Origin of the sequence: Leptolyngbya sp. Cla-17 (assembly GCF_016807185.1) — a bacterium.
Classification (GTDB): domain Bacteria; phylum Cyanobacteriota; class Cyanobacteriia; order Leptolyngbyales; family Leptolyngbyaceae; genus ULC077BIN1.
In genome coordinates, this window is record NZ_JAEVYN010000002.1 from 1,382,874 (window position 1) to 1,398,652 (window position 15,779).

A 15,779-nucleotide genomic window follows, 5' to 3' on the forward strand; every position below is an offset into this window, starting at 1 on the left:
GGCAGGCTCTCCCGCTTTTTACTCTAAGCTTTTCTGTAATCGGTTTAGCTCAAGGATGAGGAGCGAACGATATGTTAGTAGACATCAGGGCTGTCACTCGCTGCATGGTCGTCTCCTTTTGCCTTTCTATTGGTCGTCTCCCCATAAAGTCGTTGCAACTGACCACCGAGAGCTTATCTGTAGGAATCAGGAGTTATCTGCGACGGCTCAACTTGGTCGATAATAAGGTCTAGTCGATGGGGTGTGGAGTGAGGAGACGCGATCGCGTGATCAAAAACATAATTTTAACAAGGGTTGTATTGGGTGCATGGATTTTAGTGTTGTCACCGATTCCTGCGATCGCTCAGTCTCCTTCAAAACCATCAAGCACAGTGGTTCCTACCCAACTGCTTGCGGCTTCCTCAGTGTGTGCCTCTCAACTACCGATTGACATCAATCGAGTCATTAGCCGTCTACCTGCTGTACGTTGGGGAGTTCAGGTGCAAACTCTCAGTCCACCGGCAACCCGGCGAACGCTCTATGCCCGAAATGCTACGACGCTACTAGCTCCTGCTTCCAACAATAAATTGTTCACGACTGCTGCCGCGTTGCAAAAACTGGGTGCAACCTACCGGATTCGCACTTCGGTGACTGGCGACAGCACTAACTCAACCTTAGCGACTCTACGGATTATTGGTCGGGGTGACCCTAGCTTAAAAACCTCTCACCTGAATCTGCTGGCGCAGCGCTTGAGTCAAAAAGGAATTCGTCAGGTTGCTCTGCTGGTGGGTGATGACACCTATTTTCGAGGTGCTGCCACCAACCCTAATTGGGATGCAGACGACACGCTGCAAGGCTACGGCGCACCGGTGAACAGCTTAATGCTGAACCAAAACGGAATTGGACTGACACTGTTTCCCCAGAATGTTGGGCAACCGCTGCGAGTGCAATGGGATGACCCTACAGATACTCCCGATTGGCGCTTGAACAATCAATCGGTCACGGTATCCGCAAGTCAGGGCGAATCGCTTGATGTGGCGCGCGATCGCACTCAACCAGTTATCAACATTGAGGGTCAACTTCGCGCTGGCTCTGCCTCAGAATTGGTCGCCACATCGATCTCTAATCCCGGTAATTACCTGATTCAAAAATTTCGCAATGCTTTGACCCAGGCAAAAATTACGGTAACGCAAGCCACAGTAGTGAAAACAACCCCAGCACCAGCGGGGGAAGTTGAGCTGGTTTCGTTAGACTCGCCAACGTTGGCAGACTTGCTGAAAGAAACTAACCAGGAGAGCAACAATATCTATGCTGAAGTGTTGCTAAAAACGGTAGGCATCCAAAGCCTAGATAACCTGGATGCGACCGCTAGCGGCATTACGGCGATCAAACCGATCTTATTTGCCGTGGGAGTGCCGCCGATGCAATACACCATGGTGGATGGGTCAGGATTGGCGGATAAAAACCGTGCCAGCGCTGAGGCGTTCACCAAAACTCTGCAAGGTATGGCGCAATCACCCAATGCCCAAGTATTTCGGGCTTCGCTTCCCGTTGCTGGGGTAAGTGGCACACTGAAAAATCGCTTTCGCGGCACCGCTGCTCAAGGTAGACTGCAAGCGAAGACAGGAACCATTTCTGGAGTTACCAGCCTATCGGGTTACCTTACCCCACTCAATTACCCACCGATCGCGTTTAGCATTCTGACCAACTACCCCAGCACTTCAACCGCCACGGTTCGATCTGCTATTGATGAAATTGTCCTAATCATGACTCGGCTGCGATCGTGCTAATTTTCGGAGTTCTAAGTGGCGATGCAGATACTCTGTAATAATGCCGTGTAGCAGCAAGCGTCGTGCTGAACCAAAGGAACTATCGGGTGCTAAAGGATTTCGATTAGCAATGACGTGATTCCAGTTGTAGTCACCCACGAGTTGACTAATATAACAGCCAAAGTTTTCATCAAACTCTAGGGACAGCACGGCGCGTTCAAATTCATCACTCGTTAGGCAAAGTGAATAGAACACTTTGAAAAGCTCTATCGCTGATTCTAAATCTAATACTTGCAGCCAACTTCGCTGATTGAAATCGATATTTAAATCAATCGGCTGAATGCTTTCATAACTCAATCCTTTTTGATGCACTTGTTGCAGCCAGTTAGGATGTTCTCGTTGAGCTTTGCTATAGTCCAACACGAAGTTATAGAGAATTATATCGTGTTCTAAAAATGCATTTTCAGCTAAGTCATCTACTGTATGCGGATAAAGTTTAGATGATTCAATCGTTGAATCAGGTCCATTCTCAATTAAAAAATTAACGATATTAGAACCCAGGCAAATATGCCGAACAATTAGATAGCAAGCTTCCGGCGAAACGAAGTGCTTGAGAAACCATGCAGCAGAACGATGCATCAGGACATAGTTGCTGAACTGAAATGGTAGCAGCCGCTTCACTGTCATGATTAACGCCAACAACGTATTGGCAATCAGCTTAATTGGTAGCAGCAAATAGGCTCGTGTCCAGCTTCTCAAATCCCGAATCATATGAGCTTTGGCAATCGGATCAACCGGAATGGCAGTATCTAAATAGAGTGCATCCCAGACGTTAGGATTTTGGCGATCGTGGGGTTCTGGTGTGTAAGCCGGGGACTGAATGAGAGATTCACTTTGCGCGATTTCCATCGATCCATTCTGCGGAATCGCAGTTTGTTTAAGGTCAGTCATTGACATAAGGTTGGTGAATTTAAGTGAAAGTATTTCTGTTGAAAATATCGCAGAGGCGCATCAGGATGCGCCCTATTCAAATCATCGAATTTCTTCCAGTTGCATCAGATAAAGCCGTGCCGTCACTTGCGCCGTTTTGACAATCCGCTGAGCAATCTCTAGGGTCATCCATTCTGCATTCAAAATGGCATTCAGCTTGCCGATATGGGCTTCATCGTTTGCGCCGTGGTATGCCAAAAACGACACCTGCTCATCCTTTAAGCCCAGTGTTTGCTTAATTTGGGTTGCCCACTGCGCCGCCAAATTATTGCCCAATCCTTCAATAATAAACATGCTGCCGATCAAATCCACTGGGTTTTCTCGCGATGCTTGATGGAAGATAAACGCTGAGAGCGCTTCACTGCCCAAATTCTTTTCCGCCTGCTCAATCTCTTGCAGTTCGCCACCAACCGAGACATAGTTTCGCTCCAACATCTGAAAATCGCGGTGTTCATCTTGAGCATGCCCAATAAAGGTAGACCGCAACCGAAAATCGCTCATATTAGAAGCAGCACGAGCGATCCAGCGTGCACCTTCCACCACTTGGGGACGCAGGTTTCGTAGCAACGCTTTGTAATCTTCCAGTGTAAATTCACCCCGATGCAATCGTCGCAACATGGGCAGCGATCGCAACTTGCGCTCAAACTCCAACCACACTAATGCCAACTGACGCAGCAAATAGGCAGAAGCTGTTTCAGAAATGACGGGTGAGGGACAAGGAGCGATCGCGCCATCTTTTATTTCTGTCCTAACTCCTGACTCCTGATGCCTATGCCCTGACTCTTGGACTGTCAACAACATATACGCCGTAGTAAACCTGCCACTTTCGGGAATAAAGCAAAAGATCTTTTGTCCTGCTTTGAGGTTACCGGAGTGAAAAAGTTCTTCCAGCATCAAATAGATAGAAGCGCAGCCTGTATTGCCTCGTGTGTAGAGGTTTGTGAACCATTTTTCTTCAGGAATCATGCAGCCCGCTTTGTCCAATAGCTCCACAATTTGTCCCTTAAAGAAGTGAGAAGAATAGTGACATAAAAGCCAATCAATCTCGTCTGGTTGGACTCGTCCCAGTTCAATTAATTTCAGCCAGCCTTCTACGCCCAACTTGACCACGTTATCCAGCAGACGAATATTTTGCCGTAGATTGATTGCCCCTGCCTGTACCGCTTCAGCGTAAGAAGAATAATCCGTCCAGCTTTTTTGTGCCGTTTCGTTTTCGGTTCCGGCATACATGCAAACTGGATAAGCATTGGCATGAGATACCATTTCAATCCATTCAACTTTAAGGCTAATTCCCGTTGGATTAGGATGATTTTGAATTAGGAAAGCACCTGCTCCATCAGACAGCATCCAGCGTAGAAATTCACTATCAAATCCCAAAGATTTTCCGGCTTGAATATCAGTTTCCGCTTCAAAGTTTGTATGTTTAAATAGGCGAGAAGGGAGTTCGGAAGCAACCGCGATCGCGTTTCTTTTTTCTCCTAGTTTTACTTGGGAAGCTGCATACTTCAGCGAGCCAATGCCAGCACAACAAACGCCCATGCTGGTGTTCAATTCAATCGGGGAAAATTCGGGTAATTCACCATGCACCATGCTGGCAAATCCAGGAACCAGAAGATCTGCCCAGGTCGTTCCAGCGCAGAGTAAATCAATTTCGCTAGGAGGAAAATCTAACTTCTTCAACGCATCTTGCACGGCATAAGCCGCCATTTGACTATTTAAATGAGTTGTTTTTTGATTTTTATCTAATGCATAATACCGCTGTTGAATTCCGTTACTTTTAAGAATCCGACTCTTTACTTTAGATGGGCGATCGTTCACCAATCCAAGATAGTCTTCCATCTCCTGATTACTGATGGGATTTCCAGGTAGGAATTTGCCAATGCTATTAATGAAAGCACCGTACATAGTTGCTCCTTGTGTGAGGATGATGAGTTTTTGGTGAAGCGGTTGAGTTTGAAGAGGGCGTTTTTATTCCTGTTCAAAGCATGGCAAATATGATTTAAGTAGTTGGCTGATTTTTTGGCTGACTTTTCGGTGTATGTCTCTAGTTAATGACTAACAAAAAAACGCCAATTCTCTGCGAAATCTTTGTGACACTTTTAAGAGGTGGACTGGAAAAAACAAACTGGTTCGCTGCAAGTGACAGGTTATTAAGGCAAGCTAACTTTCCGAGATGTAAATGGTAAGGATGATTGAACCACCGAGAAATTCAACGATCGCGTCAACCGTTCCTCTGACGCTGCAACAAGGTCTGGAGCTTTACTATCAGGCAAATCCAACGTTTGTGCGCGATCGCGATATGCAAGTCGGCATTCTCCGCATTCCTTGGTGCGATTTGCAGCGACATGACATCATGCATGTGGTCACAGGCTACAGCACCAGTTTGGATCACGAACTACGGCTGATTGGCTTTTTGCTAACAGCGCTGACTTGGCGGCGACCCTGGTATTACTACCTCCAAAGCGTTGGCGTGTTTTTGGAGCTACTGGCGCAGTCCTTTCGAGGGGAAGCATGGGGGGGAAACTACTTAAACCCTGTGCAGGTCTGCCAACTGTACCTGCAAGGCATTCGACAAGGCTTGCAGGTTGGCAAACAGATTAATGCCTATCTTCAACCGGATCGCGTGATGGGGCGATCGCTGGAGTCTCTGCGCGAGGAATACGGCATTTTCAATATGGGCGCTTGGGATGGGTGATAGTGCGTTTCGGCTGCGCTCAACGCACAAGACGATTATCGGCGTTTCCACCAGACCGCGATCGCGGTGCCAAAAGCCAACAACGGTAATATCGCCAGCGCTAGCCAACTTGCCAAACTTGCCTGCTGCGTCGTCAGGTTAATTCGGCGATTTTTTGCATCTTTGGGGCGCAGTGCCAGGGTGGGCTGCTCTTGTTGACTTAGCCAGCGCACTGAATTAAAAAACACATCCCCGTTTGCTACCTGCTCTAGTAAACCATTCGCAACAAAACTAGAATTGCCAATCACGACCAGTCGAGACTCTGTTGTCTTTTCCTTTACAGAACGAGTTAAGGCAAACCCCAAGACCAAAGGTCCTTGTTGGTCAGCAGGAGCATCGTACTGAAGCGGTTGAGATTTTAAATTACTTTCCGCCCAGCTTTTATCATTGGTAAATAACAGCGGCGTGGCTTTCACTCCCGTTACTTCCTTGATACCCAGGGGACGTGCCAGGGAGAAAAACGCTAGGTTTCCCTGCAAGTCTTTGGTAATTGGATGCTCACCAAACTGGCTAACCAGTGCGTCGGCAGGTCCGAGATTGATCAGCTTGCCGCCGCCCGATGCATCGATCGTCACACGCTTATCCAACGACACGCCCCATTCATTCAGTAGCGGTTCAAGTTTGGGGTCAGGATTGGTTGGGTCAATCAGCAGCAATAGATTGCCACCTTTGTCTAAATAGGTTTTGAGGGCAGTCACTTCCGCAGCTAGTAGCGGCTTTTGTGGTCCTGCAACGACGACGACATCCGCATCCTGAGGAAATTCACTGCTGGTTGCGAGGGTCAGCGGTTTCCCCACAAAATTCTTGTCGCCCAATTGCTTCACGGCTTGATCCATCGCGCCCTGTCCGCTGTCGATCGCCCGCTCTCCATGCCCTTGCAGGAAATAAACGGTGGATTTGCGATCGCTGTTGATCTGCTCAATCGCATTGGTTAGCTTCACTTCAGACAGGCGCTCCTGAGCATTTATCGCTTGTACAAACTGCTTGCGTTGATTGGGCGATCGCTCCAAAATCACCTCTCCAATCTTTTTCACCTCAAGCTGTTTTGCCAAGGAAGGCACTGCTTGTGGATCGACATATTCAAAGCTAAATTGCTTGCCCAACCGTCGATAGCTTTCCAACAATTCTCGATCTTGCGGATTTTGCTGCTTATCAAACACCCAAACCTTTATCGGCTGCGGCAAACTGCGAACCAACTCCTGAGTTTGGGGTGCCAGAGTGAACTGCTGATTTTCCGTCAAGTCAAATCGCCAGACGGACTTAGCGCCCAGAAAATTAATCAATCCCAAAATGACCAGCACCGCCAGCGTGGACACCAAGGTATTTGCCCCTGCTTCCGTTGATCGCCGCCGCCAAAATTCCGGCTGATCAGAAGGTGTACTGCCTAACGCCAGCAATCCTAATCCTGCGATCGCCACTCCCACCACCATCAGCACCACCGGAAGCGCCCCCCAACTTCCTGACACCACCCCCACCGTTAAGCCCGCCACAACCAGCATGGGCGCAAACCAAAACAGATATTTAAGGAAAGGACGGAAAGATTTCATAAAAAAGGCGAGGGATGAGGGATAAAGGGCGAGGGGTAACTGACGAGAGACGAATAACGAACGATGGGAAAAATGGCGAGAGGCAAACTCCGAACTCAGAACTCCGAACCCCCCAACTCAAAGCTTCCCTACGATCGCTGGAACCGAAGCCCATCAATCGATTGGGCGGTGAGAAAAATGCCGAGGAAGATGTAGCTGGCAAAGACGAGGAGGCTGCTGCTGTCAACGATGCCCTGAACCAAATTGGTGTAGTGCTTGAGTAGGGAAAAATAGGCGATCGCCTCACCCACCGAACCACCAATGCTTTTGCCCAGTAGGTCAATGACCCAGAGGAACAACACCAGCGCAAACGTAAACACAGCAGCCAAAATGGTGCTTTCCGTGAGGGAAGAGATGAACATGCCTAAAGACAAAATCGCAGCAGCCAACAAAATTAGCCCCAGATGTCCAGACAGCATGATCGCCATGTCCATCGGCGGACTGTTGGCGTTCAAAGCGATCGCTTGATACATCATCAGCGGCAACACCAGCGTTGTGAAAAAGGTGACCACTGCCAGCAGCTTTCCCACTGCGATCGCCCAATTGGTAATTGGCGACGTTGCCAAAAGCTCTAAAGTCCGCCGCTTGCGTTCTTCCGCATATAAACCCATCGACAGCATAGGCAAAATGAACAGCGACAACGATCCCAAAACCTCTAAGAAAAATTGCAACAACTGATACGGCACATCCACAGGCGGCACCGGAATCCCCGCTTGCTGACCCACCAAATCAGCCTGGGCCGCTTGCTGAATAATCCCTTGTGGTCCCAACAACAGCGCCACAAAGAAAAAACCTGCTAGTAGCCAAAACACGCCTGCGATCAGATACGCCAGTGGCGACACAAAATAGCTCTGCAATTCACGGCGATAGATTGCCGTAATATTCGCAAAAACAATTTGAATCTTACTCAAAACTTTCATCTACCCCCATTCTCCACTTACAGCCAGTTATTACTGCTTGCCTAAGACTCAAGAATTTGTTTAAAAATTTGTTTAAAAGAATCCTTGTGAAGCAGGCGTAGGGGAACATTCCCCTATTTTTGACAGCGACCTCGATCCAACTACTTTTCGGCATCAGTTTCAGATGTGGCTAAAGGATGGATGCCACCAATCTCACCATCCGCCCCTTCCGCCGTACCATCTTCCATAGTCAACTGCAAAAACACATCCTCCAAACTGGCTTGAATCCGCCGCATTTCCAACAAGCCCAGTCCCGACCCCACGATCGCCGCTGCCAGCGATCGCCCGGCCAGCTCCTCATTCGCACCCACCACTCGCACTCGACAAAATCCTGATGGCAACTCAGCAGCCACAGGCTTCACCTCCTGCACTCCCGCCACTGATTGAAGCGCCCTTTGCGTTTCCTCCCAACCTCCTTCAATCTCCAGTTCATATGCAGAACCGCCCCCTCGTTGTGCCATCAACTGCTCCGGCGTATTCGTCGCCACCACTCGCCCTTGGTGAATGATGGCAACCCGGTTACAAGTCATGCTCACTTCCGGCAGAATGTGCGTTGAAAGAATCACCGTATGGCTTCCTGCCAAATTTTTGATCAAATTGCGAACTTCAATAATTTGGCGTGGATCAAGCCCCACCGTCGGCTCATCCAAAATAATCACCGATGGATCATGAACGATTGCTTGGGCAATGCCAACCCGCTGCCGATAGCCTTTAGAAAGCTTGCGAATCAAGCTGGTGCGGCGTTCCGTTAGGCTGGTTTTTGCCAACGCCGATCTTACCTTTACTGCCCGCTCACCCGCACTGACGCCCTTAATTCGCGCTACAAAATACAGAAACCCTTCCACCGTCATATCAGGATACAGTGGCGGCGTTTCGGGTAAGTATCCAATCCGCGATCGCACCGCCATTGAGTCAGAATGCACTTCGTAGCCAGCCACCGTCGCCGTTCCCGTAGTAGCGGGTAAATAGCCCGACAAAATCCTCATGGTGGTGGTTTTTCCGGCTCCATTGGGTCCTAAAAAACCCAAAATTTCTCCCGGTTCTACAGAAAAGGTGACATCCGCGATCGCGGATGTCGTGCCGTAAATTTTGCTCAGATGCTCTACTTTAATCATGTCCACCTCATCCTAGTGCGGTTGACCATTGCCCATCGTAAACTACTGAGGCAACGAGCGTGTGACAGGATGTGTGAATTGATGGTCGTGAACCGTTAAGCATGACCAAGCGGCTTCAAAATAGTCTCAATTTTACGCCTCTTAAAATAGAGTTGGTCTAGAGCGTTTTGGTCGGTTATCGAGTTATACAAACCCAAATTAGGATAGGTGACAAGGTAAGCGACGATATAAATAACACTAGCCATCCACGTTATTAAACAGGACTTACGCAAAAGACATTTTGAGCGATGGGCGTTTAAGTTGCTGGCAAAGGTAATCGTCCAGCAATCCGTGTTTGAGTTGATAAATCGTTTGTCCTGCTTGCCTTGTTAAAGTGTTGAGCCGTACCCAAACCAGAAAAGCACAGCCAATGTGATTGCGCTGCATTCGAGCTTTACGACATTGACATGTCGCTAAGCCCGTCACCTGTTTTCCTTCCCGGTGCAGTTGCTCAATTTTCCAACGAAAGCCACACGCCTGTTGTGTTGCCTCTGTAGAATCTTGAGTCAAATCGTTGGTGACAACGAAGTCCGTGCGGTGAGTGGACACCACAACCCGGAAACACTGCACTTTGTGGTCTTTAGGAAAGCCTTTGATTTTAATGCGCTTGCCATGGGTCAATTCTGCTGCATTCCAATCGAGGGTATCGACTCGTTGGTAGGGCTGCTGCGCCGCAGAATCATCGACTTGACGGTTGTCTTTGAGTGGACAGTAGTAAACCTTGTGGAGCGACTCAATGAACAACATCAAATCTTTTGTGGCATACCAAGTGTCCATCAGCACGGCTTGAAAGTCCACATGCTTGTGGTAGACCGTGTGACTCACCATCTCCCGCACGTGGTCTAACTTACTTTTGCCATCTCCATCCGGGTCGTAGATCCGGTAGTCAATTAACCAGAACTGATCCAACTTGGGATGGACATAGACGCAAGTCACAACTCCAATCCCTTTGATTACCCTATGAGCGTTGCCACTATACTGCCGTCGCACCAAATCAATCGCAAACGAGTAGCGTTTGTCTAACACCGTGTCGCCAAACACCAAATAGCCCTTTACACTTTGGACAACTTGGCTAGAAACGTTTTCCCACACCAAGCGTGGGGTAACCTTTTCTCCCACTAAATACCGATTGATTTGGTCGTGAGAAAACTTTTCGCTATGGTCTGCAAAATTGGTCAACGTATAGTTGATCTGGCTGACTAGCAGATATTGGCAGTAGTCCAGTCGAGTCACTGCTTCTTTCATACCTTGACTCTAGCAATTTGCCCCTATCCTAGACATCTCCCTTATTTTCTCCGCGTAAGTCCTAAGGTTTATAGATTTTGAGCAACAACGGGTAGGTGATGTTCTCGACCACGGCATAAGCATTGACGCTGACTATGCCATTGGCGGTCTTGCCGAGATTGCCGATGTATTGTTTCGCCACATAGTCTGTGGTTTCTCCTTTCTTGACATCACCCGTTTCATCGATGCATAAGCTGATGGGTCGGGTGCCAATTTGTTGCCCAATCAGGTGCAGTCGAATGGCTCGAACTTGAGCGACATCCCACACCGCATCGCGCAAAAAGTGATGCAAACTTTGTCCATCTTTCAGACCATTGAGTTTGGCGATCTTGGGTAACGTTTTGCGCGGTAGCGGACTCATAATGCCCAGGTGCAACCACTTAAAGCATTCATACAACCGCACATCCTCAAACATCGAGCGGTAAAGCAGACAATACTCGTCAATGAAGCTGACTGTAGCGATAGGTGGGCGTAACATGATCTCAACCTGAACACAGCTACTTCTAGCTTATTTTGTTCTCGCTAAAGTAACAAATGAGGGATAAGTAGTGCTTCAGCCGCGCCCAAAACTTTTCAATCTTGTTCAAGTCCGGGGAATAGGGTGGCAGAAATAGAACAAGGCACCCAGCTTGCTCAATCTGCTCTCGAATTACCCTCGATTTGTGAAAACTGGCATTGTCCATCACGACCACTTGTCCTGGCTTTAACTGAGCCACGAGAAACTCCTGTACCCAGGTTTCAAATAACACACTGTCGCAATAGCCCTTGACGGTCATCGGCGCGATCACTTGACGCTCACACCATCGCGCAATCCTGCTGATGCGCTCCGTTCGGTGCCCTAATTTCAGGGCCTCAAATCGCTTGGATTGCTCACACCATCCATAGGCATAGTCTTCGGTGTCATCCTCACCGGCTTCATCCACATAAACAAGTTGCTCCGGAAGGTAGGCTTGCAATTGGGCTAAGCAGACTTGCCGTTGCGCTTCATCCCGTTCCCGATAGCCATAGCTCTTTTTTTTCGAGTGAAACCAATCCGCTTTAAGGCTTTACCCAGAGTGTGGTCACTGATTGGTTGACCCCACTGCTCTGCCATCTCCTTCTGCGTCAAATGTCCATGCTGCTTGGCAAAGACTCGAAATTGCTCCAAATCAGTGATCTTGCCTTGGGGACCGCGTGGATAGTGCCGAATAGCACTGGGTGAACCTGTTGCGTCTCGTCATTTGAGCCACAGGTCAATCGTGTTGCGACTAATGTTAAACAGTTGGCTGACGTGGCTTTTACGGTGTCCACTAGCAATCGCGTCCAGTACTTTTTGGCGCAGGTCGTCGCTGTAAGGAGCCGGCATGGGAATAGCTATCCACTACTTAGGTGTATCTGTATATCCTGTCTTATCTATCCTCTCGATTGCTATAAACTCTTGAAAACTGAAGACGGATCAGCAAAGCGATCGACGTTACCTCTGTCAGGCATTAATCCGTCAATGTCATACTCAGAGTCAAGAGATTAGGCAGAGAGCGTCAATAAAAATGTCAGTTTTGCCGTTGCTTTAAGGGCATGAAGTGCAGCAGCAGGCATAAAAACAAAGACACCTGATTCTAGGGTAATCTCTTTGCCTTCAAGGGCCAATATTCCCTGCTCTTCAATCACATTTACTGTGGCATTGCGAGGAGATGTATGTTCGGCAATTTCAGTTCCTGCTACTAACGACAGCAGTGCATACTGGCAGTTGGCATCTTCTAGTAAAGTTTTACGCCGCACTCCAGTTTCGGGGTATTCAATCGTCTCGGCGAACCGAATTGCGATCGCTTTCAGCGGCATTATGGTTTCAGGCATGGGTTTGCTTTTTATATTAGCAAGTTACGGAGAAACGATCTTGGAGATTGGATCGTGCCCTAAAAAAGATAGGCAGCTGATCGCAACACACTTTCGGAATAAAAAATCTTCTGAACATCTAAACTGGGCGCACATTTGGCAGTGGCATTATAGGCTGCGATTTCTCCTTCCAAACTAAAGTCACTGTTGGTTAAATAGTGGTCGTCATCATGAATTGCCTGAAAAATAAAGCTATAGATAGGATTAATTCCCAGAGTCGTGTCGTAGTTCTCGACAGATACTCAAAGGTGACTTTGCTTTATATCAGCAAACATCTCAGCAACATTGTTGTAACGCTCGTACCACGAGAACTCTACGTTCAAGGAAAGACTTTGGTACTCACCCCAAAGCCAATCACAGAATTGGGCGATCGTTGCATCGGAAAGCTCGACCGGGTTACCTTCTAAATAGAGCTTGGCTAAGCTCTCGATTTTGACTGATGTTGCGTCTTGAGTATTTTGAAGCAAATTGTCTGTACTGAGCGCCATATTGTGCTTCTCATAGGTGACTCATACCAATTTAAACAGTATTCAAGGCAGATAGGGCATCCAGGATAAAGGAATAACCTGTGAGAGAAGCAATTACTTGTGGTGTTAACTCAGCCAGGAGTTGATCGATTTTGACTTGTAGTTGGTCGAGCGTTTTGAACGCAGCCCACTTCAAACTTGCCTTGAGATGTTCCCACAACCTCTCAATAGGATTTAGCTCAGGGCAGTAAGGCGGTTGGAATAACAAGATGATGTTCTCTGGCACCACCAACGCTTTACCCTTGTGAAACCGCCCGTTATCCACTTGCAAGACGTTCAGACTATCCGGATAAGCGTTGGAAAATTCATTCAAGAATCGTTGATAACACTCGGTATCAACATGAGAAAATTGCAGAAAAAAGGACTCTCCCGTGGCAGGTTCAACCGCCCCGTAGAGCCAGAACGCTTTGAACAACCACTGCCACTGCCCAATCGGTTTGATGCCACACGCCGTGATCAATCGTCCCATCAGAGTATGCAGTCCAAAACGACTCTCATCCTGAGCAAAATAGCGAATGGGACGTTCATCCTGCCCCCGGTGGCGAGCATACTGACTCAGCAAGCTGAGGTCGCCCTTGAGGTTTGCTTAAAAGCAGATCGCTGTTCACTATCCTGCTGGCAATTTTGAGGACGAGCAACCTTTAGCTTGGCTTTGAGCCGATAGCGGGTCATTTGGTAGACCGCGTGATACTCCGCTTCTACTCCCAAGGTTTCTGCCAACCACTGTTGTACTGCTCCATAACTTTGAAAGCCGTGTCTCTGTCGTAACCGCTTTGCCAAAGCATCCTCTGCCCATTGGGGTATCACTCGCACTCCCCCCGGCGATTTCTTGATTTCTAGCATCGCCCCCACTCCTCCAGTGCGATACATCAATAGCCAGCTTTGCACCGTGTTTCGATGTTTCCCGACCGCTTTGGCAATCGCACTAATGCTCGGCGCATTCTCTTGTTTCAACCAGTAGAGCACTTGCAATCGTTCTTTAGCGCTTGGCGTTTCGGCTTGCCGCAACTGTTGAGCTAAGTCATCCAAACTTTCTTTCACGTCTATTGACATTACACCTGCCATGACTAGACTCTCCAAACAACTCCGCTCAGTCTAGTCCATTTGCCGCTTACTCAATTTAAATTGGTATAACCTTCATCCTGTCACGCCTTCTCAATTAGTACCTGGTCAGGTTCAGATCTCTTCCTGGTAATGCTACACACGTAATGATGCATTGTAGTGATGGATGAAATACCAGATGGCACCAATGTGATTCTCCAACGATTTTGAAAAGGACAAGGTTTTTCGCACTAGCCGCGATACCCGCTGCCTCAACGTATTGTTGAAGCGCTCAATGTAGCTGGTTTTGCCCGTTTTTTTGCCCACGGCTCGATGGCGCTTGCTGGGTAGTAACCGCTCCATATGCTGCCCAACAGTCGGTATAGGCGAACGCGCATTGACGATATAGCGGTTCTCTGTCGGATGAGGTGCAGTTGGGACAAAGCGGGGAAGGGATTTGAGGCTCTAGTTTGCACCTCACGGGAGCCGGAAACGCTATAACCCTCTTAAATCACTCTGACTAGAGACTATCTATTATAGAGGTACGTTTGTCCAGATTCAATTGCCATGCCAGCATCTAGAGCCGCCCGCCCGACGATACATTTTGTGGATGAATACTGCCAATTGTATGAGGACTTATTCCCAGAAGTGCGCAGCTATGAAGCCTTTAAGCTTCTGCATCTGGGGATGATTAGCGAGATTAAACGCAAATCCTTACCTGCCATTGCCAAAGCAGTAGGCTTAAACAATCAGCAAAACTTACATCACTTCCTTACCGAGTCTCCTTGGCAGGTGCAACAGTTACGCCAGAAGCGATTGGAGTTGACCCTCAAGGTACTCAACGGTCGGTCATTGATATTACTGATTGATGAAACTGGAGATTGTAAGAAGGGAAAAAGCACTGATTACGTCAAACGGCAATACATCGGCAACGTCGGTAAGAAGGAAAATGGCATTGTCGCTGTCACTGCCTACGGCTTAGTCGATGGCATGATTGTGCCATTGAGTTTTGAGGTGTATAAACCCAGAGAACGACTCAAAGAGGGAGAAGAGTATCAAAGTAAACCGCAAATTGCGGCAACCATGATTCGACAATTACAAGCACTAGGATTTGAGTTTGAACTGGTGCTCGCCGATAGCTTGTATGGCGAAAGTAAAGTCAACTTTGTCGATGTGCTAGATGAATTAAACCTACCTTACATCCTGGCGATTCGCAGCAACCATGCTTTGTGGCTACCGCAAGACCAGGAGGTGTACCAGGAGCCTTGGCAGACCTTCAAGCGCACCTTTAGTAATGGCACGACAGAAACCCGTCACATGGCTGAGGTGATTTACGGCAAAAGCCACCGCAAGCAGTACTGGCTGTTGACCACTGACCCTGACACGTTACCGGACAACTCAACGTCCTATGTCATGGTCTGTGCCCCGGCAATCAAACTCAAAGATATTGGTGACAGTTATGGCTTTAGAACCTGGATTGAGTATGGTCTCAAACAAGCCAAAGATGCACTCGGGTGGGCAGACTTTCGTATGACCCGCTATGAGCAGATTGAGAAGTGGTGGGAGTTGGTCATGAGTACGTTTTTGATGGTCAGTTTGTTTGCCGACCCATTCAACGACTCCTGTCCACTGGCCCATCAGCGGTTTTCGCAGCACCCGTGGTGGAATAACCAGAGCGGTTGGAAGAACTTACTCAACAACTTGCGTTTAGTTATTCAACCTTTAGTTTGCTTCAATTGGCTTAAACACTGGTTGACGGTTTTTCCCATTGCTTCCCTTCAGTTAGGGTTTGAGCAACTGACGCAGAAGATGAATCAGTTTATCTGTCCACGGGTGCATCAGCTAAACCTCCAACTTATCTTTTCATCTGCTTAGAGTGATTAA

At 48.1% G+C, this 15,779-nt stretch carries 14 protein-coding genes and 2 pseudogenes; 3 read left to right on the forward strand and 13 right to left on the reverse strand.

The genetic code is table 11. From position 1 onward, the window contains the following. Positions 1 to 320 precede the first annotated feature (320 nt). Complete coding sequence (dacB, locus tag JOY44_RS17525) at positions 321 to 1,769, forward strand: D-alanyl-D-alanine carboxypeptidase/D-alanyl-D-alanine-endopeptidase (protein ID WP_207211194.1); 1,449 nt, start codon at positions 321 to 323, stop codon at positions 1,767 to 1,769. On the opposite strand, the gene JOY44_RS17530 is transcribed toward dacB, so the two are convergent. Continuing rightward, on the reverse strand, positions 1,740 to 2,699 hold the full coding sequence (locus JOY44_RS17530; RefSeq protein WP_197985534.1) for a DUF6999 family protein: 960 nt from the start codon (positions 2,697 to 2,699) through the stop codon (positions 1,740 to 1,742). The two genes, dacB and JOY44_RS17530, sit on opposite strands and share 30 nt — an antisense overlap. A gap of 81 nt (positions 2,700 to 2,780) precedes the next feature. Then, the gene (locus JOY44_RS17535; protein WP_171574894.1) at positions 2,781 to 4,643 is read right to left on the reverse strand and encodes a StlD/DarB family beta-ketosynthase; all 1,863 of its coding nucleotides are present in this window, start codon (positions 4,641 to 4,643) and stop codon (positions 2,781 to 2,783) included. Positions 4,644 to 4,926: 283 nt separating this feature from the next. Between JOY44_RS17535 and JOY44_RS17540 the strand changes: the two genes are divergently transcribed. Continuing rightward, positions 4,927 to 5,433 (forward strand): hypothetical protein, encoded by a 507-nt coding sequence (locus tag JOY44_RS17540; protein ID WP_171574895.1) that lies wholly within the window; start codon positions 4,927 to 4,929, stop codon positions 5,431 to 5,433. A gap of 35 nt (positions 5,434 to 5,468) precedes the next feature. Here the strand turns inward: JOY44_RS17540 and JOY44_RS17545 are convergent, their stop codons facing one another. The 11 genes and pseudogenes from JOY44_RS17545 to JOY44_RS17595 all read right to left on the reverse strand — a co-directional run. Beyond that, positions 5,469 to 7,019, reverse strand: a complete 1,551-nt coding sequence (locus JOY44_RS17545; protein WP_171574896.1) for a GldG family protein — start codon at positions 7,017 to 7,019, stop codon at positions 5,469 to 5,471. Positions 7,020 to 7,147: 128 nt separating this feature from the next. Beyond that, the gene (locus JOY44_RS17550) at positions 7,148 to 7,978 is read right to left on the reverse strand and encodes an ABC transporter permease (RefSeq protein WP_245404933.1); all 831 of its coding nucleotides are present in this window, start codon (positions 7,976 to 7,978) and stop codon (positions 7,148 to 7,150) included. Positions 7,979 to 8,118: 140 nt separating this feature from the next. Next, positions 8,119 to 9,132: an ABC transporter ATP-binding protein gene (locus JOY44_RS17555; protein WP_171574897.1), complete on the reverse strand. Its 1,014-nt coding sequence runs from the start codon at positions 9,130 to 9,132 to the stop codon at positions 8,119 to 8,121. Between the two features lie 264 nt (positions 9,133 to 9,396). After that, on the reverse strand, positions 9,397 to 10,404 hold the full coding sequence (locus tag JOY44_RS17560) for a transposase (RefSeq protein WP_415881114.1): 1,008 nt from the start codon (positions 10,402 to 10,404) through the stop codon (positions 9,397 to 9,399). 73 nt (positions 10,405 to 10,477) lie between these two features. Then, positions 10,478 to 10,933 carry a transposase gene (locus tag JOY44_RS17565; protein WP_171574899.1) on the reverse strand — a complete coding sequence of 152 codons (456 nt, stop codon included), beginning with the start codon at positions 10,931 to 10,933 and terminating at the stop codon, positions 10,478 to 10,480. 25 nt (positions 10,934 to 10,958) lie between these two features. Beyond that, positions 10,959 to 11,800 (reverse strand): annotated as a pseudogene (locus JOY44_RS17570) (IS630 family transposase). Positions 11,801 to 11,958: 158 nt separating this feature from the next. After that, positions 11,959 to 12,288: a cupin domain-containing protein gene (locus tag JOY44_RS17575; RefSeq protein WP_171574900.1), complete on the reverse strand. Its 330-nt coding sequence runs from the start codon at positions 12,286 to 12,288 to the stop codon at positions 11,959 to 11,961. A gap of 281 nt (positions 12,289 to 12,569) precedes the next feature. Beyond that, complete coding sequence (locus JOY44_RS17580) at positions 12,570 to 12,815, reverse strand: hypothetical protein (RefSeq protein ID WP_197985536.1); 246 nt, start codon at positions 12,813 to 12,815, stop codon at positions 12,570 to 12,572. A 31-nt stretch (positions 12,816 to 12,846) separates the two neighbouring features. After that, the gene (locus JOY44_RS17585) at positions 12,847 to 13,416 is read right to left on the reverse strand and encodes an IS630 family transposase (protein WP_171572047.1); all 570 of its coding nucleotides are present in this window, start codon (positions 13,414 to 13,416) and stop codon (positions 12,847 to 12,849) included. Next, positions 13,410 to 13,919 carry a helix-turn-helix domain-containing protein gene (locus JOY44_RS17590; RefSeq protein ID WP_171572048.1) on the reverse strand — a complete coding sequence of 170 codons (510 nt, stop codon included), beginning with the start codon at positions 13,917 to 13,919 and terminating at the stop codon, positions 13,410 to 13,412. The genes JOY44_RS17585 and JOY44_RS17590 overlap by 7 nt, the downstream gene beginning before the upstream one ends. A gap of 132 nt (positions 13,920 to 14,051) precedes the next feature. Further along, positions 14,052 to 14,304: pseudogene (locus JOY44_RS17595) on the reverse strand (IS1 family transposase); the annotation flags it as partial. Positions 14,305 to 14,462: 158 nt separating this feature from the next. Between JOY44_RS17595 and JOY44_RS17600 the strand changes: the two are divergent. After that, entirely contained in the window at positions 14,463 to 15,770 is a 1,308-nt protein-coding gene (locus tag JOY44_RS17600) for an IS701 family transposase (RefSeq protein WP_171573592.1), read from the forward strand. Positions 15,771 to 15,779 lie beyond the last annotated feature (9 nt).